Annotated in this window: 16 protein-coding genes and 1 riboswitch; of the genes, 1 reads left to right on the top strand and 15 read right to left on the bottom strand. The window is 39.1% G+C overall.

Annotated features, from left to right (window positions below):
* The first annotated feature begins 2 nt into the window (after positions 1–2).
* A complete protein-coding gene (locus AC1EJ0_RS04685) occupies positions 3–1,196 on the top strand; it encodes a cation:proton antiporter (RefSeq protein WP_480023468.1) in 1,194 nt (397 codons plus the stop codon).
* Between the two features lie 247 nt (positions 1,197–1,443).
* On the opposite strand, the gene AC1EJ0_RS04680 is transcribed toward AC1EJ0_RS04685, so the two are convergent.
* The 15 genes from AC1EJ0_RS04680 to AC1EJ0_RS04610 all read right to left on the bottom strand — a co-directional run bounded on the left by AC1EJ0_RS04680 (position 1,444) and on the right by AC1EJ0_RS04610 (position 21,309).
* Positions 1,444–3,684 (bottom strand): FtsX-like permease family protein, encoded by a 2,241-nt coding sequence (locus AC1EJ0_RS04680; RefSeq protein ID WP_480023469.1) that lies wholly within the window; start codon positions 3,682–3,684, stop codon positions 1,444–1,446.
* Complete coding sequence (locus AC1EJ0_RS04675) at positions 3,685–4,380, bottom strand: ABC transporter ATP-binding protein (protein ID WP_480023470.1); 696 nt, start codon at positions 4,378–4,380, stop codon at positions 3,685–3,687. It lies immediately after the preceding gene.
* A gap of 160 nt (positions 4,381–4,540) precedes the next feature.
* Positions 4,541–6,022 carry an SH3 domain-containing protein gene (locus AC1EJ0_RS04670; protein ID WP_480023471.1) on the bottom strand — a complete coding sequence of 494 codons (1,482 nt, stop codon included), beginning with the start codon at positions 6,020–6,022 and terminating at the stop codon, positions 4,541–4,543.
* Positions 6,012–7,049, bottom strand: a complete 1,038-nt coding sequence (locus AC1EJ0_RS04665; protein WP_480023472.1) for a hypothetical protein — start codon at positions 7,047–7,049, stop codon at positions 6,012–6,014. Before AC1EJ0_RS04665 ends, AC1EJ0_RS04670 begins: the two co-directional genes overlap by 11 nt.
* A gap of 221 nt (positions 7,050–7,270) precedes the next feature.
* Positions 7,271–9,040 carry an ABC transporter ATP-binding protein gene (locus tag AC1EJ0_RS04660; RefSeq protein ID WP_480023473.1) on the bottom strand — a complete coding sequence of 590 codons (1,770 nt, stop codon included), beginning with the start codon at positions 9,038–9,040 and terminating at the stop codon, positions 7,271–7,273.
* Positions 9,041–10,816 carry an ABC transporter ATP-binding protein gene (locus AC1EJ0_RS04655; RefSeq protein ID WP_480023474.1) on the bottom strand — a complete coding sequence of 592 codons (1,776 nt, stop codon included), beginning with the start codon at positions 10,814–10,816 and terminating at the stop codon, positions 9,041–9,043.
* Between the two features lie 614 nt (positions 10,817–11,430).
* Positions 11,431–12,105 carry an ABC transporter ATP-binding protein gene (locus AC1EJ0_RS04650; protein WP_480023475.1) on the bottom strand — a complete coding sequence of 225 codons (675 nt, stop codon included), beginning with the start codon at positions 12,103–12,105 and terminating at the stop codon, positions 11,431–11,433.
* A complete protein-coding gene (locus AC1EJ0_RS04645) occupies positions 12,083–12,838 on the bottom strand; it encodes an ATP-binding cassette domain-containing protein (protein ID WP_480023476.1) in 756 nt (251 codons plus the stop codon). The genes AC1EJ0_RS04650 and AC1EJ0_RS04645 overlap by 23 nt, the downstream gene beginning before the upstream one ends.
* A complete protein-coding gene (locus tag AC1EJ0_RS04640) occupies positions 12,835–13,602 on the bottom strand; it encodes an ABC transporter permease (protein ID WP_480023477.1) in 768 nt (255 codons plus the stop codon). Before AC1EJ0_RS04640 ends, AC1EJ0_RS04645 begins: the two co-directional genes overlap by 4 nt.
* Complete coding sequence (locus tag AC1EJ0_RS04635) at positions 13,602–14,486, bottom strand: ABC transporter permease (RefSeq protein ID WP_480023478.1); 885 nt, start codon at positions 14,484–14,486, stop codon at positions 13,602–13,604. The genes AC1EJ0_RS04640 and AC1EJ0_RS04635 overlap by 1 nt, the downstream gene beginning before the upstream one ends.
* A gap of 33 nt (positions 14,487–14,519) precedes the next feature.
* Positions 14,520–16,064 carry an ABC transporter substrate-binding protein gene (locus AC1EJ0_RS04630; protein ID WP_480023479.1) on the bottom strand — a complete coding sequence of 515 codons (1,545 nt, stop codon included), beginning with the start codon at positions 16,062–16,064 and terminating at the stop codon, positions 14,520–14,522.
* A 49-nt stretch (positions 16,065–16,113) separates the two neighbouring features.
* Positions 16,114–16,233, bottom strand: a riboswitch (adenosylcobalamin (AdoCbl) riboswitch).
* A gap of 655 nt (positions 16,234–16,888) precedes the next feature.
* Positions 16,889–18,007, bottom strand: a complete 1,119-nt coding sequence (gene hydF, locus AC1EJ0_RS04625; RefSeq protein ID WP_480023480.1) for a [FeFe] hydrogenase H-cluster maturation GTPase HydF — start codon at positions 18,005–18,007, stop codon at positions 16,889–16,891.
* Positions 18,004–19,431, bottom strand: coding sequence for a [FeFe] hydrogenase H-cluster radical SAM maturase HydG (hydG, locus tag AC1EJ0_RS04620; protein ID WP_480023481.1), 1,428 nt, complete (start codon positions 19,429–19,431; stop codon positions 18,004–18,006). The genes hydF and hydG overlap by 4 nt, the downstream gene beginning before the upstream one ends.
* Complete coding sequence (hydE, locus tag AC1EJ0_RS04615; protein WP_480023482.1) at positions 19,424–20,425, bottom strand: [FeFe] hydrogenase H-cluster radical SAM maturase HydE; 1,002 nt, start codon at positions 20,423–20,425, stop codon at positions 19,424–19,426. Before hydE ends, hydG begins: the two co-directional genes overlap by 8 nt.
* Complete coding sequence (locus AC1EJ0_RS04610; protein WP_480023483.1) at positions 20,425–21,309, bottom strand: radical SAM protein; 885 nt, start codon at positions 21,307–21,309, stop codon at positions 20,425–20,427. The genes hydE and AC1EJ0_RS04610 overlap by 1 nt, the downstream gene beginning before the upstream one ends.
* Positions 21,310–21,350 lie beyond the last annotated feature (41 nt).

The following is a 21,350-nucleotide window of genomic DNA, read 5'->3' as shown; positions in this document are numbered from 1 at the left end:
TTATGATACAATCAATGGCATTCATACTATTATTAGGCCTAATCATGGCTGAAATTTCAAAACGTCTAAAGCTGCCACGCATAGTCGGCATGCTATTTACAGGGATAGTCTTGGGACCCTTCGTTCTAAATCTACTCGACCCTAAAATTTTAAGCATCTCAGCCGAGCTAAGGCAAATCGCCCTACTCATCATACTAATCAAGGCAGGTCTATCACTCGATTTAAAAGACCTCAAAAAAGCAAGCAGACCCGCCCTCCTACTAAGCTTTCTGCCCGCATCCTTCGAAATTTTGGGCTACGCGCTTCTTGCACCCATACTTTTAAAAATCTCAAGCGTAGACGCCTTGCTTATGGGCGCCGTCCTAAGCGCAGTCTCGCCCGCAGTCGTTGTTCCGCGCATGTCCATGCTCATGGATGAGGGCTACGGCACAGACAAAGCCATCCCTCAGATGATCATGGCAGGCGCATCCATGGACGACATCTTTGTCATAGTCCTATTCACAAGCTTTTTAGGTATGGCCATGGGTCAGGGCGTAGACCTAAGTCAGTTCGCCAAGATCCCCATAAGCATAGTACTAGGCATAGCAATAGGCGCCATCTTTGGCCTAGTAGCGAGCTTCGTCTTCGAAAAATCATTCTCCAAAAAGCATCTAATTAGAAACAGCATGAAAGTCATCATCATCATGGCGCTAAGCTTTTTGCTCGTTGCGATCGAGGGGCTGCTTAAGGAAAGAGTGGCAATTTCCTCGCTTATAGCCGTCGTCACCATGGCGATGACCATCAGAATCAAGAGCGTGGAGAGCGTCAGTGCAAGGCTATCGGCCAAGTTTGCGAAACTTTGGATAGCAGCCGAAGTCATGCTATTTGTACTCGTTGGTGCCGAAGTCGATATACGCTACACACTAGATGCTGGGCACATGGCGGTCGTCATGATATTTGCAGCACTTGCGTTTAGAACGATTGGCGTTTTGATTGCACTCGCAGGCACTGGGCTTAATAAAAAGGAAAAGCTATTCACAGTCTTTAGCTACCTACCAAAAGCCACAGTGCAAGCGGCTATAGGCTCCGTGCCACTCGCAATGGGCCTTGAAAGCGGCAAGATAATATTATCCGTCGCTGCACTTGCGATACTGATTACAGCACCCTTAGGAGCTACGGCGATGGATTTGACATACAAGAAGTTTTTGAATAAATAATTCTTAAAAATATAAATTTTGACATAAAAGAAGGACAGAGATTTTATTTTCTCTATCCTTCTTTTATTGAATCTTATTAAATTATTTGATTAATAGTCAGTTTTATTAATAAAAGTGTTTTATATCTCTTTTTTGAAGAGGACTGACAAAGCAAGCTTGACCGTAAGTTTAATCAAAGCTATGTTCACTTCGTTCCGTCTCTTTGTAAACTCTGGCATAAGGCGTGCATAGCCAATCGAACGCAAAATTATCCAGCTATGGTTTTAAGCTCCTTCACCATATCAATCCTTTTAATCTTCCTTCTCTCAATCCATTGACAAAGTATAAAGACTACAACTGTCATCAAATAGCTTGTTACAAAAACTCTCACTGGTACTATTACTTCTAAATATGCGTCAAACTTTTGCATTGCTATAAAATAAAAATATTTAACGAGTTTATCTAGGATTGGAATTAGTATTATTTGAAATATTATTAGCATGGCAAAGCTTGTGTTTACATAAAATTTCGCGACTTCTTTATCTTTATATCCAAAAACTTTTAGATAGGTCATATTGAGTTTGGCTTTGTCTATGATGAGCTCTGTTACCATGAGTATCAATATAAAGAAGAATGCTACGGCAACGAGCTGAATCATGATGAAAACTGCTGAGAATGAATCTAAAAAGTGTCTCATAAATCTTGACATTTCTTTTCTGTCTATATGTGTAAGTAGATTTTCTTTAGTAATTTTTAGCTCTTTATCGCTAAGATAAGCGTTGTAATAATCACATTCTTTACCAATAATTTTATTTAAAATCTCTCTTTTTGTAAAAATTTGGAAATAATTATTGGTCTTATCTATGTCCTTGACCACAAGATATTTTTCTTCTGTATTGTATGGCTCTCTAATCTTGATTTTATCGCCTATTTCGTAGTTAAATCTCTTTGAAAGACCAAGGCTGATAACTACTTCATCAGCTTTAAGGCTTTTTACATCAATCTCATCATATTTTGTATCAGCGTCTATGCCATAAGTTTGGACTTTTTCCTCATCTCTATCAAGTAGTTCAACGCTTACTAAGCTTATCTTGCTCGCATCTAAATCATCCATATCGCTCTTGACAATGTAGGTGTGGGCGTATTTCATCTGATTTTGCATATCATCAGCATATTTTGTAAATATGGGTTTGGCCGAAACACCAAAGATGAGTAATAAATTTGCTATAAAAACGCCAAAAAGCAAGGAAACATAGCTAAATTTATTTGCAAATATAACTCTTAATTTAAATTTATTTATAAAATTCATATTTTTTAGCTTAAATCTACTTCTTGTTTTTGCCTTTTTAAAGTTTTTTCTCAAGAAATCGACTGGCCTCATCTTAAGGCTCTTTGCTATGATGATGTAGTTAATCACAAGATACAAAACTAGTGGCATAATTGATGTTATCAAGAAGGAGCGAAGTGTGATATATGGCTCAAAGATTGGTAAATCATAGGATTGATAATAAACGTTTGCATATATTTTATACGCACGAAGATAACTTATCGAATTTCCCGCTATTGACGCAATTATTACTATGAATAGTGGCATTGCCATGTAATTTAAAAGAAGCTCTCTCTTTTTATAGCCTGAAGCAAGCAAAGTTCCGATGATTGGCGCTTCTTCTTCGATGATGGATTTAACTTCTGCGCTCGAAATGAAAGCGATTGCAATGAAGAGAAGTGCTGTAACTATGCTCATTGTAGGTACGTCGCCGCTCATGTCATCTGCAATGAAGGTGATGCACTTGTTGTCAAAGCGTGTGACAGCGTCAACCACAAGATTATCCTTGTTAACTATCTTGACTATATCTTTTAATTTTTCTCTCGCATCTTTTTTATTTAAAGCCTCATCTGTGTGATAAGAGTAAAGATATTTCACTTGAGCGTCCTTCATATCGTCAAAGGCTTCTTCAGATATAGTCGCTATGCCGAAGTGACCTGTGTCCATGGTCAAGTCGTTTCTATTTCTAAGTGCTGAAGAGTAATCAGGGAAGGATGCTAGTGAAGACACTTTAAATTTTTTATTTTGTATAGTGATTTCATCGCCAATATTTATTTTATTATTTCTTGCATAATAAGCGGAAATATTTATCTCATCTGATTTTTCTGGTAAATTTCCTTCAAAAATTTGTGCTTCGTTTATATCTTTTCTATTTTTAAAAATTCTTAAGGCTCTTTCATCATCATTTTCATATTCAAAATAATAATTTTCATAAAGTTTTACACCAATATCTTTTATCTCATCTTTTGCCTCATCGCTAAGCGCATAAATTGCTTCAAACTCGCCATCTTCAACTTTTCCATTAATTATTTGCTTATTATAAAGCTTTTCAACTGATTCTTGTGAAATGAAGAATGACGATGCGAAGACAACTATAAAAGTAAGTGCTAGCAAGATGGGTATGACTTTTAAAGGCTTGTATTTAAACTGCCTGTAAATACGTTTATTAATAGGGCATCTCATCTACCAAGTCACTTCCTTTGCAGAGATTTTCTCTGTATTTCTCTCTACGCTTTTGATGCTGCCGTTATGCAAGGACAAAATTACGTCGCTCATCTTGGCAATTTGTGTGTTGTGGCTCGCGATGATGACTGTTGCGCCGTATTTTTGATTAAGTTTTTCGATTAAACACAAAACATCTTTTGCGCTCTCATAATCAAGTGCTCCAGTTGGTTCATCGCAGATAAGTAATTTCGGGCTCTTAATCATAGCTCTTGCAATGGATGCTCTTTGCGCTTGACCACCAGAAATTTCGTTTGGGTACTTGTACTTGTGTTCATCAAGTCCTAAGTCCTTTAGAAGCTCATCTATATCAAGCGGCTCCTTCGATAGATACTCGCCCACTTGAACATTCTCAAGAAGATTGAGGTCGCTAATTAGATTATAGAATTGAAAAACAAAACCAAGGTATTCGCGCCTGTAATTTTCAAGTGCCTTCTTTGACATAGATTTAAGATCCTTATCAAATACACTGACATCGCCTTCGTCAATAGTTTCAATCCCGCCTAAAATATTTAATAAAGTTGACTTACCAGAGCCAGATGGACCTAAGACGCAGATAATCTTGCCATCTTCAAGTTCAAGGTCAATCCCTTTAAGTACCTCTGCTCTGTTATCTTTTGTGCCGTAAAATTTGTGTAAATTAGAAATTTTTATCATATAAACACCTCATTTCAATATAGTATTATAATTATTGAAATAACCTTTCAAGATAATAATAGCACAATTTTTGGTTAGCGTCAACTAACTTTTTTAATATTTTTATTTTTTCTACAAAAAAGAGACCCGCTAAGGTCTCTTAAAAAAATATATATTGTATTTATTTTAAAACTCGGCTACTAATCCATCCCGAGTAGCTTGATCCGTCAATATCCACCGCATCAACTAAATACCATGTTCTTCCGTCGTCTGTGTGCTTTTCGTCGTTAACTGTTACTTCTGCTCCGTCTGAAAGCTTTACGATAACGTCTGCGTCTAATGAGTAGTCTTCTCTTAGATTGCCTTCGTTTTTAACGTAGAATGTTTTGCCGATGTCGTTTGTTTCTTCTTTTGCTTCATCTTGATCATCTTCATCATCTTTTTCTTCTTTATCTTCTTTATCATCATCGTCATCTTTATCGTCAGTTTTTTCTTCTTTTGGCTCTTCTTTGGCTTTCTTTTCATCTAAAAGCTGATAGCCTTTGAAGCCAAGGTTATTAACAAGTTCATCGTAATTGTCGTAGTAGCCATCGAAGTAAAATTCAGATATTACCTTGCCGTTTGCTTTTTGGAAATTGTAGCTGTCCATGATGTAGTAGTGAGTCTTCCTAGTCTTAGTACCGCTCCACCAGTCACTTTCGTTGAAGCTTGCTTGGTATATGGCAAGTAGTCTATATTTTGACTTAGCGTCATAGGAACTACTTACTTCATAAATTTCAGCCTCGTCCATAGGTTTTTCCATTAGAGTAAGTCTTTCTATTTTAAGTCCATCTGGCTTATATAGTGAATCGTAAATGCTCTTATTAGCTCTCTTGTCAAGTCTATCAAGAAAATCGCTTGGAAGCTCGCCAAAACTATTAACAAGTTCAGCAAGTCCTTCTATAGTCATTTCCTTTTCAATAGTGTCGTTATCAAATTTTACCTTGAATTTGTCAGAAGCAAGTTTAACCTTGGCAATGATTTTGTCGCCATTCTTAAGGTCTTCCTTCTTATCAAATTCAATGTCGCCGTAGCTAATACTGTCTAAAATTTCGTAATCTCTGTCTTTTAGCTTTGTTTCAGTAATTTCAGGCATCCCTTGAAGTGAGCCACTTGCAACAGCGTGGCCGTTAAAGCCCTTAACATCAATAATTATATCCATACCCTTTGTTGATACATCTGCGTCTGGTTTTAATGCGTAGATAATCTTCGGAACGAAGATGATAGCTAGCACTAAAAGGATCGCAGCGATAACTCCTATGATTATAGGCTTTGTGTTAACAGGTTTTGCTCTGTAAGCTGGGCCATAGCCGTCGTCGTAGCCATCATCATAATCGTCGTAGCCGTCATCGTAGCCATCATCGTAGCTATCGTCATTGTCATAGCTGTCATTATAGCTGTTATCATTGTCATAGCCATCGTCATAGCTGTCATCATAATTATCGTCATAGTTATTGTCATAGCTATCGTCATAATTATTGTCGTAATTATTGTCGTTGTAATCGTTATATTCGTTATATTCGTTGTTGTCGTTATACTCGTTGTTTTCGTTGTAATTGTCTTGAGGCGCTTTTCTAGGAACTCTGTTTTCTCTGTACTCTCTGTTATTATCTTTATTCGTCATATTCATTACCTTGATCGTGGTCTTCGTTTTGTGGTCTAGGTCTTCTTGGAGCTTGTGGTCTTTGTGGTGCGTCCGGTCTTTGTGGTGCGTCCGGTCTTTGTGGTGCGTCCGGTTTTTGTGCTACGTCTGGTCTAGCTGGTCTAGCTGGTCTAGCTGGTCTTTGTGGCGCATCTGGTCTAGGTCTTCTTGGTGCTTGTGGTCTTGCTGGTCTTTCTGGTCTTTCGTCGTAATAGTCATCGTAATCATCATATTCAGCGTCTCTTTGTGGTCTTGCTGGTCTTCTTGGTGGTCTTTGTGGTGCATCATAATAATCATCGTAGCCGTCGTCATAATCCCTTGGTGCTGGTCTTCTTGTATCGTAGTCAGCAACGTTATCAGGGTTTCTTAAGTCTTCAGCTGCGTTTTGTGCTGTTTCTTTAACTGCATTTGCAGCGTTTGAAACGCCTCTACCAACTGCATTTATTTGTCTTGATAAATCTTTAGGTCTAACTCTTCTATATATCTTTTTGTAAAGAAGTATACAGCCTATAATTAGTGAAATTAGTGCTAATATGCCTATAATAAGACCAAATACAGGTGTATAATTAGGATCAAAGTCACTTGACATTCCAAGTCCTAACATGCCTCCTAAAGAGTCCATCGCTTTAGCAATCATCTTTAGCATCTTTCTAAACTTCATCATTGCGAAGAAGTCAATGAATGTGAATAATAGTCCAAAACCGATCATAACATTGTCAAGTGTCTTAACATTTCTTCTCTTGCCGCTTCTTAAAAGTATTGTGTAAATAAGAGCAAGTGTAGTTGTAACGAATGCTATAACAATGAAGATAAAGTAAATATTTAGCCTCTTTGCCATAGATATAACTTTGCCTACAGTGTCAAAACTATCTGAATTACCGATTACAGCTCCGCTTATAATGTAGTCTAGAGCATAAATCAAAGTAAATGCTAGTAGTATAAGTGCATTGAAAAACAACACTTTGTCGTACATTAATAATGACTTTTTAGGTCTTCTTCTCCCTTCCATAATAAGTCCTCCTTAAAAATTATTTCTACAACTTTATTATACAATATATTGACTTTTATTGCAATTGTATTTACTTAGTTTATTAAATCTTTTTGCTATAATGCTTTCAGTGTGAGTAAGTAAATTGTTTGCTAAGCTTTTTTCTATGACAATGGCCTTGCCACTGCGTAAATAATTGCTCAAGAAAAAATGCAGCTACTGATTAAGTAGCTGCATTTAAATTAAATTTGATCTAATTGCGATTCTATATACTGATTTCTATACAAGTTGTAGTAAAGTCCTTTCTTCTCAATCAATTCCCTATGCGTACCCATCTCGGCTATACGTCCTTGATGAATATACAAAATCCTATCGCTCGTAACTATTGTCGATAATCTATGTGCAACGGTGATCGAGGTTCTTCCCTCAAGAAGTTTTTCGATTGCGTCCTGTATCCTCTTTTCTTGATAAGTATCAACTGATGATGTTGCCTCGTCTAGTATCAATATGGCTGGGTCCTTGATCAAGGCTCTTGCGAAGCTCACTAATTGCTTCTCGCCTTGTGAAAGCTTTCCTCCACCTTCGCCGACTTCTGTGTCGTAGCCGTCTTTGAATGACTTAACTAGCTCATCTAGGCCAACCACTTCGGCCGCTCTAATCATATCCTCTTCTGTCGCATCGTCCCTGCCATATAAAATGTTGTCGCGTATACTTCCGCTAAATAGGTAAGGCGTTTGCAAAACATAACCCAAATTCATTTGCACCCACTTAAGTGGCATATTTTTATAATTAATGCCGTCGATGTAAACTTCTCCCTTTGTTGGCTCATAAAATCTTGATGCTATGTTAATGATGGTCGACTTGCCTCCGCCAGTTTCGCCGACTAGAGCAAGTCTTTCGCCATCTTTTATTTTTAAAGAAAAATCTTTTAGTATATAGTCATCGTCTTTATATGCAAAGTATACGTCCTTAAACTCGATCTCGCCCTTCATCGCTGGAAGCGGCTTAGTAGGCGCCTCAAGTGCATCGCCGTATTCTGCCTCTATCTCTTTCGTGTCATAAACTTCGACGTCCGCTTGTAAGATGCTATTGACCCTATCCATGGAGGCTTGCATCGATATAAGCTCTTTCAAAACTGAAGCAACTTGCCTTATGGGCTCGTAGATTTCTGTCGAGTACTGAACCATGGCAAATAGCGTACCAACTGTCAAAGTGCCTGCTATGGCTGCCGCACCGCCATCTTTAAGTATAAAAGCTGTGGCGATCGAGCCTAAGAATGTTAATGACGGGATGTATAGACTTTGCAGCGTAACTGAGTGCTTGTTGCGTCTTTCGTACCTCGCGGATATTTCCTTAAACTCGCCAAGATTTTCCTTTTCTCTAAGCAGAGTCTTTATAGTCTTTTGTCCTTGTATATCTTCATTTAACTTGCTTGTAAGGTCAGACGATGCCGCCTTAATCTCCTTTTGCGCTTTCATCATCTTTTCTTGGAAAATAAAAGTGAAAGCGGCTATGAATGGCATGCTTGCTAAAACGTATAGCGATAGCTTTGCATTAAGTAAAAACATAGTTATAAATATGATGACTAGCCTCGATAGACCATCTGCCATATCAAAGAGTTCCCACACAACCGCTTCTTTTATAGACATAGTGTCGTGAACAAGCCTTGAGACCATCCAACCAACTTGATGCGTATCCATGTACTTGGCTGATAGTTTTTGCGTCTTCAAAAATAGTTCGCTTCTTAAGTAAAGTATGATTTTCTTTTCGAATTTTCCTGCCATAAACGTATAAGATAGTTCAGTAGCTGATATCATTACGACAAAAAACAGCATAATGGCGATGAATCTTGGGAAGCTTTCCATATCACTTTTATAGATGTAATTATCGATGATAAACTTTGTTAATAGTGGCCAAAAAGCAAGCAGTACTGCATAAATTAGGTTAAGCACCGAAACAATGGCGGCTTCCTTTTTAAATTTTTTCACTAAATTAATTAAACTTATCTTCATCTAGTCCACCTCGATGTTTTGTATCTCATAAATTGTCTTATAAAGACCATCCTCGCGAATAAGTTCATCATGAGTTCCCTCTTGAATTTTTTCGCCCCTCTTCATAACGATGATCTTGTCAGCGTTCATAAGCGTTGAAATTCTATGCGAGATGATGATCTTCGTTTGAGCTTTTTCATTTTGACTAAGTGCAGTTCTTATGTTAATGTCAGTTTGCGTATCAACAGCCGATAGTGCATCGTCGAAGATGATTATAGGTGTGTGAACAAGTATAGTCCTTGCGATTGCAAGTCTTTGCTTTTGCCCGCCAGATAGACTCACGCCTCTCTCTCCAACCATTGTGTCGTAGCCCTCAGGGAAATTCATAATGTCTTCGTGAATATCCGCAATCTTCGCCGCTTTGATTATGTCCTCGTCACTTGCGTTAGGACATCTATATGCAATATTTTCTTTTATAGTCTTGTTAAATAGATATGGTTCTTGTAAAACTATAGAAGTATTCTCTCTTATCTTGCGCTTAGCTATGGTATTTAGCTCCACTCCGTCAATCTTTATTGATCCATCGTATTCCATAAGCCTAGGTATAAGCGAAACTAAAGTTGATTTACCCGAGCCAGTTAGACCAAGCACACCAAGAGTTTTGCCCGCGCCTATGCTAAAAGAAAGGTCTTTAATTGCATCGTGCGCCCCGTCATAAGTGAAAGACACCTTGTTAAAGTCTATAGCTCCCTTGATATCCATATCTTTGATGCCGCTGTCAAGGTCTTCAGAGTCCTTTTTTAAAACATCGTCGAAACGCCTTATGGCAACAGTAACTCTTGTGAATCTTGAAAGCATTCTGCCTGTACCTAAGACGACCCAAACCATATTCAAGGCAACGGCAAAAACTGCTGTGAACTCACCTATGGACACAGCTCCATTTTTGTGCATAATAACACCAAATATCGCAATCAAAGTTATTTGCAAGAAGCAAAGAAATTCAGCTACCGTCCAGAAGTAGGCAAAGTACTTCATAATCTTGTAGTCTTTATTCGCAAGGTCCATGTTTTTCTCTTCGAAGTTCTCTATCTCGTGCTTTTGTTTGAAAAAAGCCCTAACAACTTTGTAAGAAGATATATTTTCTTGAACAGTCGAAGTTAGTCTCGCCTCCGACTTTTCGAAGGCATCGAAGACCTTGACTACGCTTCTATCGAATAGGTAGGTTCCTATGAATAGTATAGGCATCAAGGCTATGGATATAAGTGCAAGCTTCAAATTTATTGTAAATAGTGTGATTAAAGAGATTACGATGTAGGAGATGTTTCCTAAAAGCGCCATCATGGTAGTAGAAATAATGATTTCGAATTGAGCGATGTCGCTCGACGCCCTTTGAAGCATGTCACCAGTTGTGATCGATGCCATGTCCTTAAGGCTTAGAGACGAAATCTTCTTGTAGATATTGTCACGTATGCCCTTGCTGATGGCACATGTTGCCCTGCCGCTCATGTATGGCCTTAGGAAGTTAAGTAGTGCTATAGTAAAGCTGATAGTGATGAAAGCTATGGCGATGATGCCAAGGCGTTCCCTCACTAAGTCTCTGCCGCCCAAGAAGTTTATGAAGCCAATCATAATCTTATTAGTCGGCTCTTCACTGCCTATGATGCTATCAATAGTTGTACCTAAGATTATAGGTATAAGCATTTGCAGTGCGCTCGACATTATTTCAAATAAAAATGCTAAAAAATAAATAAATATGTATGGCTGAATGTATTTTTTAACTAGAGAATATTTTTTCATTGTATCACCTCATTTTGCCAATGGTACTATTATACCACTTTTTACTACGAAATACAAATGATTTGCATTCAAGCAAGCCCTTGAACTTGTTAAGTCCATGCACCAAGAGAACGAGTGTTAGCGATGTTCGATTGGCTATGCATGCCTTATTCCAGAGATTACAAAGGTATGGAGCGATAGCGAACATAGTTTTGCTTAATCTTACGGATCCCTCCTCAGCAATGCTCACGTACGTTTAGTACGATCCGCTTGCTTCGTCAGTCCACTTCGTCCAATCATCTCGCTTGCTCTGCAAATCATAAGTTTGGCGATGATTCTCTGTCGTAAATAAATATTTTGATGTAAAATCATATCTAGCAATAAAAAAATGGATACAAATTAATTGTATCCACAGAAGTATTTATTAATTTATAAAAGAACTGTTTTTTACTACGGATGAATCAACTAAGACTTAAGCTTAAAATTTTAATTTTAAGTTTAAGTCATTCTTCAAGCAGAATTTTAGCATAAGGCGAAGCGCGCGAGCCTTAAGCGCAATTGAAGAACCTCACCCATTCACAAAGCTTCGCTTTGGATGGGTCCCGAGAACCTTGGTGCTTCGCACGTGCTAAGAATTAATTTGCTCTGACCATTATATTGTTAATATCAACTATCCTGTCGCAGACATGTTCTAGCAATTGTACATCATGACTAACAAGTATAATGCTCATCCCATGTGTTTTTCTATACGCATCAAGTAACTCTGTGATCTTGAGCTTCAGATTAACATCAAGTGGCGATGTAATCTCGTCTGCAAGGAGTACTTTTGGCTCTGTTAGTAGCGCTCTAATTATTTGCGCACGGCTAATCATGCCGCCTGATAATTCATTTGGAAGCTTTTGTAAAGAGCTTCTATCTAGCTCGAAGTCATCCATTAGTTTTTCTAGCTCTTCTTCGTTAAAATCTTTTTTCGAAAAGTGAAGCGCCTCTTTAAAGCTAGCTAGTATAGTTTTTTTCGCATCGAAGGATGAGACAGCGTTTTGAAATATTAGCTGTACTGGAAAATCATCGAGGTTCCTTCTTTTGTCGCCAACTATGGGCAAATCGCGTCCCTTGTAGAGAATTTGGCCTTTGTCAAGAACTATGAGACCAGCTATGAGCCTAAGAAGGGTTGTCTTGCCGCTACCTGAGGGGCCTATGATGCCTAAAAATTCATTCTCGTATAAATCTAAATTTAAATCAGAAATGGTTGGCGCGTCTGACATTTTAAATGTCTTTTTTAAATTTTTAATCTCTAAAATTTTTTCCATATATTTTCCCTGCCGCATCTAAAAGTAATTTCGTATTCTCTTCTTCGCTTTCAAAAATCTCGTCTGACGCTCTATTCTCAATAATCATGCCGTCTTTAAAAACGCATATCCTATCTGTTAGCGCTATGCCGTCAAAGGGGTTGTGCGTGATATAGATAAGGCTCATCTTGTTTTTGTCCATGTGATTTTTAATCATATTTATCGCCATATCGGTCGATTCTCTGTCAAGCGCGCTCGAAATTTCGTCCGCAATCAAAAGCTCTGGCCCTCTGTTTAATATCATGGCTATGACAACTCTTTGCTGCATGCCGCCTGAAAACTCATCTGGGTACTTCTTTGCCTTGTCTTTACTGATTCCAATCGCTTCTAAGGACTCAAGCGCCTTTTCTTTGGCCTCCAATTTAGAAATGCCTTTTGCAAAAACTAAATCGCTCGTCATCTGATCAATGACTTTGATGTAAGGATTTAGCGAGTTTTGCACGTCTTGCGTGATATAGCCGATTTCATTTTTTAATTTATCTTTTAAAGTTTTTACCCTTTCACCTTTGTAATATATCTCGCCATCTATTTGCGCTTTGTCCACTAAACCAAGTGCTGACCTAAAGGTCATGCTCTTACCTGCTCCTGAAACACCAATCACGCTCATCGACTTACCATCATCAATTAAAAGGTTTATATCTTTGATTATGGATTTGCCAGCTATGCTCACTGAATAATTTCTTAGCTCAATCATACGTTCACCTCATCAAATGTGTAGTGAAAAATTAAGCTTAGGAAAAATATGCCAAGTGCTGGCCACAAAACTATAAGCGGCTTGTCAATTATGTAGCCTCTGTACTGATACAGCATAGTTCCAAAGTCTGGGGCTGTGATGTCTGCGCCTAAACCGATAAATGTTAGTGAAGCGTAAGCTAGTATATGATTTGAAGCTTTGTTGCCCATAAGATTTAGGCTCGGTGCAAGAAGCTCTGGCAGCAAAAACTTTCTCATGATGTATGAGTTTGGTGCTTGCAGCATTCTAAGCGTATCAACATAAGGGTCTCTAAGAATAATTTCACTAAGTTTATAGCTTTGGTTCGCGAAGAAACCTATATTTGAAAAGCCAAGCGCAAGTCCAACGGCTAAAACCGTGTCCGAGAAGATGATTGACGCGATCAAAGCAACTATAAAGGTTGGTATGATTAAGGTTAAGTCCGTTAAAAAACGTATGACGCTTAAAAATGCCCCGCCATAAAAGCCAGCTACTATGCCAAGTGCAAGTCCAGCTGCGTATGAGACGGCGCTCGCTATCAAGACAACGCATAAGGTTCTTAAAAAGCCTTGTGCCATAAGCGAGAAGATATCACGGCCCAAGTGGTCTGTGCCCATGATGTGTTCAGCCGATGGCGGCAAGAATTTATTTTTGATGTCAACGAATTTTGGGTTTTGTGTCGGGATTATTGAGAGGACTATCGCTACCAAAAGTATTATGACTACTGATATTATCATCTTTTTCATTATGCGCTTCCCCTCCTTATTACATATTTCGAAAATACACTAAAAATTAAGTGTACAAAGAACATCCATATAATTACCATCATGATATATGTTTGTATGATTAGATAATCTCTGTGGGCGATGGACTCGATCAAGAATGTCGATAGTCCTTGTATTGATAAAGCGAACTCTACAACTGAGCTGGCGCCTATCACGTAAGCACTTTGACTGATAAGTAAACCGGAAAGGCCTTGTAAGGGCTCGTGGTAGCAGTACTTTAAAAGAGCCTTTTCTCTTTTGTAGCCTCTTTCTATATAAAAACGGAAGAATGGTTTTTTCATCACTTCTAAAAAATATATCCTAACCGTTCTGGACATAGGGCCAATAAGTGGAAGACCCACAAAAAACGTTCCAACTGCTAGGCTTGCGATTGAGCCAGTTTTGAAGAACCTAATGAATCTGTATTTCACGCCAAAGAAGTACACAAAGAGAATAATAAGTATAAAAACTGGAACGGTTTGAGTGAAAAGAGCGAGTGCCCTTGTGAATTTATCAAAAAAGCCATCTTTAAGGCTCGACAAATAGCCTAGCCAAAAGGCTAATATACTCGCATATATTAGCCCTAATAAGCCAAGCATAATTGAAACAGGAGCTCTCCTTAATATTTCAGGCTTCAAATCGACGTCTGTCATGTAGCTCTTGCCCCAATCGCCTTTGATAAAATCACTTATCCACTCAAAATACTGCATGCCAAGTGATTTATCAAGGCCGAATTCTTTTTTCAAATAGCTAATATTTTCTTCAGTCGCAGGAAGGTTTCTTTCGCTAAGCGCCATCATAACTGGATCGCCGCTCATAAGCCTAACGATGCCAAAGGCGATTAGAGAGCCTACTATGAATATCAAAAGCCATTTGCAAAAAAAGTTTATGACTTTCATTTATCTAACTGTTAGTGTTGGATTTGTTACAAAATAGTCTCCGTTCCAGATTTCATAATTCTTAATATTATCAGAAAGCATTACAAACCAGTGCGGATCAACTGTATATAGTATTGGAAGATCTTCATAGATCTTTGCTTGAATTTCTTTTGAAAGCTCGTCTCTCTTAACAATATCAGCTGTTACGCCAAGTTCGTCGATTAATTTATCAACTTCAGCATTAGCATAGTAGCTGTGGTTCTTAACAGCGTCTGTCTTAAAGTGTTGAGCGAAGAAATAGTGTGGGTTGCCGCTTGCTGTTGGGTTTTGAGCGTATAATAAGATATCGTGATTACCCTTAGCAGCTTCTTCGTCGATGCTGTCAGCTAGTGAAACGCTTGCTTCTATACCCACTTGTTCTAGATCAGATACAAGTACTTGACCAATAACTGGTAGATCTGGTTTAGCTGAGTATGTTAATATAGTAAGCTTAACAGGATTTCCGTTTTTGTCCATAAGCTTGTCGCCTTGATAAGTGTAGCCAGCAGCTGCAAATTCTTCTTTAGCCTTGTCTACATCAAAAGTTAATTTTTGATCGCCATTGAAGCTGAAGTTCTTGGCAAATAGTCCTGTAGGCATGTCTCCTCCGCCAAGTGCATCGATAATCTCTTGTCTATTAACAAGAAGGTCAAGCGCCTTTCTGAAGTGAAGGTCGTTTAAATGATCTCTCTTAAGATTTAAGAAGCAGTAGTATTGGTATCCAGCATTGTAATCAAGCGCTTTGAAGCCCTTGTCCTTTAAACCGACAGCCACATCGTTTGTAAGGCCGAAAGCTAGGTCCACTTCACCGCTTTCATAAGCAAGCTTAAGCGCATTTCCGTCCTTGAAAGCCTTGATAATAACAGTTTCAGGTCTATTTTCAAAACCATCGTAATATTCGTTTCTCTCTAAAACTACTTCAGCTCCTGGTTTAAGCTCTTTAATCTTGTAAGCGCCTGTGAAGATGTATTTGTCGCCATCTTTCTTGAACATAACGTTAGTCCACTCAGCGAAAATTGATTCAAGATTAACTGTAGGTAGCTCAGTAAGTATCTCTACTTTGTAGTCTTCTACTGGAGTGAAAACGATCTTACCAGCAGAAGCGCGAGCAAATTCATTGTTTTCCATGATCATGTTCATTGCTTCACAAAATGCCTTAGCATCAACTGGGCTGCCATCAGCAAACTTAACGCCTTCGTTTAATTCAGCAGTAAAGTGAGTCTCGTCTTTAGCCTCGATTGATTTAACAAATCTTGATTTTAAAGTACCATCAGCTTGAAGAGTGTAAACGTACTCGCTGATGCCGTGGTTTGTGATGCTCCAACCGTTTGCTCCATCAAGTGGGTCATCACTTGTAATAACCCAAGTTTGACCAACAGTTATCTCTTTAACATCAGACTTTTCAGTAGTTTCTGTTTTTTCGCCAGAGGCAGTCTTTTCGTTCTTGTCTGCGCCTGTGTCGTTAGTTTTGCAGCCAAATGTGAATAATAATGATAAGATGACTGCCAAGAAAATAATTTTTTTCATAAAATCTTTCTCCTTTAATATACTATAGTATAGAATTAACTGTGCTAAAAAAACTAGCCTTGCTCTGAACCGGAGCAAAACTAAAGTACAAGTATCGGACTTATGCTAATCGCAAATACCGTAGCGGCACTGTGTAGGACTCTAACCTACTTCCTTGTTATATTCTATCCGCACTTATTATACTACATTTCACGCATTTAGTCAATTAAAATGTATTTGTATAAATAAAAATAGATACATATAGGGTATCTATCTTGACAATTTCACATCGAAAAGTGTTTTCCTTCGCTTGCTAGTCTACGAAAACTGATAATTTCTAAGCTTGCACATCGAAAAGATTGTTCCACGCAGCTTAGTGGGGCAAATTGACAATTGCACATCGAAAAGTGTTTTCCTTCGCTTGCTACGTCTACATAAATTGTTAATTTCTAAGCTTGCTCACCTGTGGTCTCATATCCGTTCGCTTCGCTCAACTAAATGAGCCCACGGGCGGCTCACTGCGCTAAGAAATTAATGCAATTTATTCCGAAGGCTGCGCTCGTGAAAATCACTTTTCTCACTAAATAGTATCGATAAAAAATGGATACAAAATTAATTGTATCCACAGAAGTATTTATTAATTTATAAAAGAACTGTTTTTTACTACGGATGAATCAACTAAGACTTAAGCTTAAAATTTTAATTTTAAGTTTAAGTCATTCTTCAAGCAAAATCGATGGATGAGGCGAAGTGGAGCTTTGAGGCAAGCGGAGCGTACACGCGAGTACTCGAGCATTGCCGAAAAGCGAACAAGCCTCAGGCGCGATTTTGATAAGAATTTTGGTCTAATGCGAAATCCTATCTAATATATTTTGCAAATAGGCTATCGTAACCCCATAATTCGTCATCGCAATACCCTTCTCTTTCGCTTGACGCACCCTACTCATTAAATGCGCCCTGTTAAACATACAACTCCCACAATGAATAATAATATCATAGCCACCTATATCATCAAAGTCATCGGCTCTTGTAAATGTAAATTTCAAACCATCGCCGAAGCGTTTCTTAAGCATGGCGGGTATCTTGACTGTGCCTATGTCCTCATTTAGCGGCGGATGCGTACAAGCCTCGGCTATTAAAATCTTCTCGTCGCCTTTAAAAGTATCGAATTTCTTTGCGGACTCGATAAAGTAATCTATATCGCCCTTCATTTTCGAAAAAAGTACTGAGAACGAAGTGACTTTTGTAGTCTTTCCAAAAATCTCGTAAACCTTCTTAAAAACTCTTGAGTCGCAGATCACAAGGTCGATGTCAGTAAATCTATCTCTCACTTCTTCAAGCCTTTCGTCACCCACGACTATGCTTGTCATGCCCTTGTCAAGCGCTTCTCTTATCGCTTCGACTTGCGCTTTGATCAGTCTACCCTTTGGCGCTGCTGCATCTTGCGGCATAACCATAACTATGGTCGCACCACTATCAACAAGGCCAGCTAATAATGATTCTTCCTTTACTTCTAAAACTTTTTTAAGCGCTGAAAATATTTCTTCGCGTGATGAGTCATCTCTATAAACGATTGCATCTTCATTATCATAGCTCACGTCTCTATCGATTGCCATAATAACTTTGATGACAGGCTTATTGTATTTTTTTAGCTCTGATAAAATAGCCTCATCACCATTATCAAGGGTATATATAAAGGCGTCGGCCTTGTTAAATTCGGTGTGCGTCTTTTTTAGCCTCTCAGCTGAAAGAGCTGTGTCGTCGTCAAAGCCTGCCGTATCAATAAAAACGACTGGTCCAAGTCCCGGCACTTCGATGGATTTACGAACCGCATCTGTTGTCGTACCGCGCTCTTCCGAGACTATCGCCGCGTCTGAACCCATTATGGAGTTAAAAAGCGTTGACTTGCCTGCGTTTACTCTGCCTGCGATGACAACGTGCTTTTGTAATGAACGCGCCATCATAGTCTGAAGTCTCTCTCGCCTTCTTCGATTTTCTTAAGATTTGCTCTAACTAGCTCTTTGATGTCGTCACGCGAAATATTTTCTATCTCTTTTTCAATAAGCGCTTCGCCCTTCTTCCTTGTTTCAGGCGATGCGTAATCCATAAGATATTCTTTAAGTGTCATAAGTGCGTTTGGTTGACAGATATTGCCTATTTGTCCAGCTTTAACAAGGCTCATAAATCTATCGCCAGTTCTGCCTGCTCTGTAGCAAGCTGTGCAGAATGATGGTATGTGGCCTGTATTCATTAACCATGAAACGACCTCGTCAAGCGTTCTTTGGTCTGATGTGAAGAACTGCTCTGTATCAGCTGCTGCAGCGACTTCCTCTGTAGCGTAGCCGCCAACTGATGTCTTCGAGCCGCCACTGATTTGACTGATACCGAAGTCTATGACCTTAGCTCTTGTCTCGATTGACTCTCTTGTCGATATAATCATGCCTGTATATGGCACAGAAACTCTGATGCAGGCAACTATTTTCTTAAATATATCATCACTAATTGCGTTTTCAAAAGTCTCTGGATCTATGTCGTCAGCTGGTCTGATTCTTGGCACGCTAATGGTGTGCGGGCCAACGCCGAAGCGCGCTTCAAGGTGCTCTGCGTGCATCAAAAGACCCACGAAGTCGTATTCGTAGTTATTTAGCCCGAATAAAACGCCGCAGCCGACATCGTCGATGCCGCCCAATTGCGCCCTGTCCATGGCCTCTGTGTGATAAGCGTAGTCATGCTTTGGTCCTGTTGGGTGAAGTGCTTCGTAATTTTTTCTGTGGTATGTCTCTTGAAACAAAATATATGTTCCTATGCCAACATCCTTTAATTTCTTGTAATTTTCAATACTTGTCGCAGCTATATTGACATTGACTCTTCTAATGTCACCAGCTTTGTGATGAACGGAGTAAATGGTCTTTATAGACTCAAGTATGTAATCGATCGGGTTATTTACAGGGTCTTCGCCAGTTTCAAGGGCAAGCCTCTTGTGACCCATGTCTTGAAGAGCGATGACTTCATTTTTAATCTCTTCTTGAGTCAATTTTCTTCTGTGAATAGTTTTGTTCTTTAGGTGATATGGGCAGTAGACGCAGCCATTGACACAGTAGTTTGAAAGATATAGCGGCGCGAATAAAACTATCCTATTGCCATAAAATTTACGCTTAATATCGTTCGCAAGCTTGTAAACTTCTTCGTTTAAGTCCTCTTCTTCAGACGATAAAAGTAAAAATGCCTCTCTGTGCGAAAGTCCCTTAACTTCCTTCGCCTTCTCAATCGCGGCCTTAATCAGCTCTCTGTTGTGTTTATTGCTTCTTCCATATTCAAGCGAGGCGAGTATCTCCTCGTGATTTATAAATTCATCTGCTTTTTCTGATTTTACATCATATTTATACATTGTAGTCTCCTCTCGTAAATTCAATCTCGTAGCCAAATTCTTTCAAATATTCGTTCAGTTCGCGAACACCCTCAATCGCCTCAAGGCCTGATGCCTTCTTGCCGTCATAAAGATTGTAGTTATCGCGTGCAAATTTTGGCGAGACGTTTGGCATGATGACGTTTGCGCCCGATAAGATGCCTTTTATCCTACCCGTCTCGCTTATGGTGTTGAGCGCAGTCGTTGATGGTATCAAGGCTTTCGGGTGTTCGATTCTTAGTATTGCGAGCAGCTTTCGCGTCAGCTCCACAGTTCCCGCTGGATAAGCTTCAAAGCGCGTTCCCTTCGACGGAATGAAGGGCCCTATGCCTATCATGGCGGGATCTATCTCTCTAATTAATTTTATGTCCTTTATATGACTTTCATGATTTGTGAATGGTGCAGCCACCATAAAACCAGTTCCGACTTGGTAGCCAAGAATCTTTAATTCATAGATGGCTTTGAGTCTACGCTCTAAGCTTTGATCCGATGGATGCAATTTTCTAAAAACATCTGCATCTGCCGTTTCGTGTCTAAGTAAAAATCTATCTGCACCGGCCTCTTTAAAGAGCTTATAAGCCTCGTAGCTCCTAACGCCTAAGGACAAAGTGATGGCAGCATCATAATTTTTCTTTAAATAAGAAATGATTTCAGCGAAGGCCTCGTCGGTGAAGTGAGCATCCTCGCCGCCTTGTAAGACAAAGGTCCTAAAGCCCGCTTCATAAGCCGTCTCTGCCGCAGAATATATCTCGTCCTTAGTCAAGCGAAATCTGTGGACAGAAGATTTATTTCTGTTTATGCCGCAGTAGTAGCAGCCCTCTTTGCAATAGTTGGAAAACTCTATCAAAGCCCTTATGTAAATCTTGTTCGAGAAAGTGGATTTGGCCGTTTCACGTGCTTCTTTGTATAGTTCTTCTAAAAAGTCTTGATCCTCGCTAAGAAGTATTTCCCTAAGCTCCTTATCAGAAAAAAGCATTAAACTCCCTCCAAATCAAAGCTTGGCGTGTAGTTCTTGCCATCTTGCTTGTCTTGAACAAAGGCCTTCGATATGCCAAGGTCAGCTGCATAGTCAATAAAGCTATCGTATTCCAGGTCGCTTACAGTCCTATTGATCTTCTTATAATCCTTCGCCTTATGCATAGGTTGATATTGATTCATCAGTGAAAATATCACGCTATCTCCATATTTACCATAAAGCAGGCGAACTATCTTTTTCGCATCAAAATATAAATTCGGTAGTAAAAGTAGACGTATAATGACGCCCTTCTTCATTATCCCGTCCTCTACAATTACCTCAGGGACTTGTCTATGCATCTCGTCAATGGCCTCAAGCGCGTACTCTCTGTAGTGAGGCGCGTGCGAAAATTCATTGGCGTAGCTATCTGAAAAGTACTTGAAGTCAGCTAGGTAGATGTCGATGAGACCATCAAGATTTTTGATAGCCTCTTTGAGCTCGTAGCTGTTTGTGTTGTAGACAAATGGCAGGTCGAAGCCCTTGTCCTTCGCCATAATGATGGCGTCCTTGATAAGATGAGAAAAGTGCATTGGCGAAACCAAATTGATGTTGTGAACGCCCTTTGCTTTGAGCTCGAAAAAGATCTCCACGAGCCTTTCTTTGCTTATGTACTTAAATACTGCGTCCTTATTTTGAGAAATTTCATAATTTTGGCAGAAGACGCAAGATAGATTGCATCCTGCGAAAAATATAGTCCCCGAGCCACGTGTACCCGAGATGACAGGCTCTTCAAAGACATGAACAGATGCCTTTGAAACGGCAAGTTCATTCTTCATTTTGCAAATGCCAAGTTTTTCGTCTCTATCGATGCCGCACTTGCGCGGACATAAATTACATATATACATCATATCACCATGAATATTATATAACTAATGAAGGATTATTG

The organism is Fenollaria sp. C0166D3, from assembly GCF_056590255.1.
Note: the sequence above shows the minus strand (reverse complement) of the source record. Positions and strands in the feature narration are given on the sequence as shown.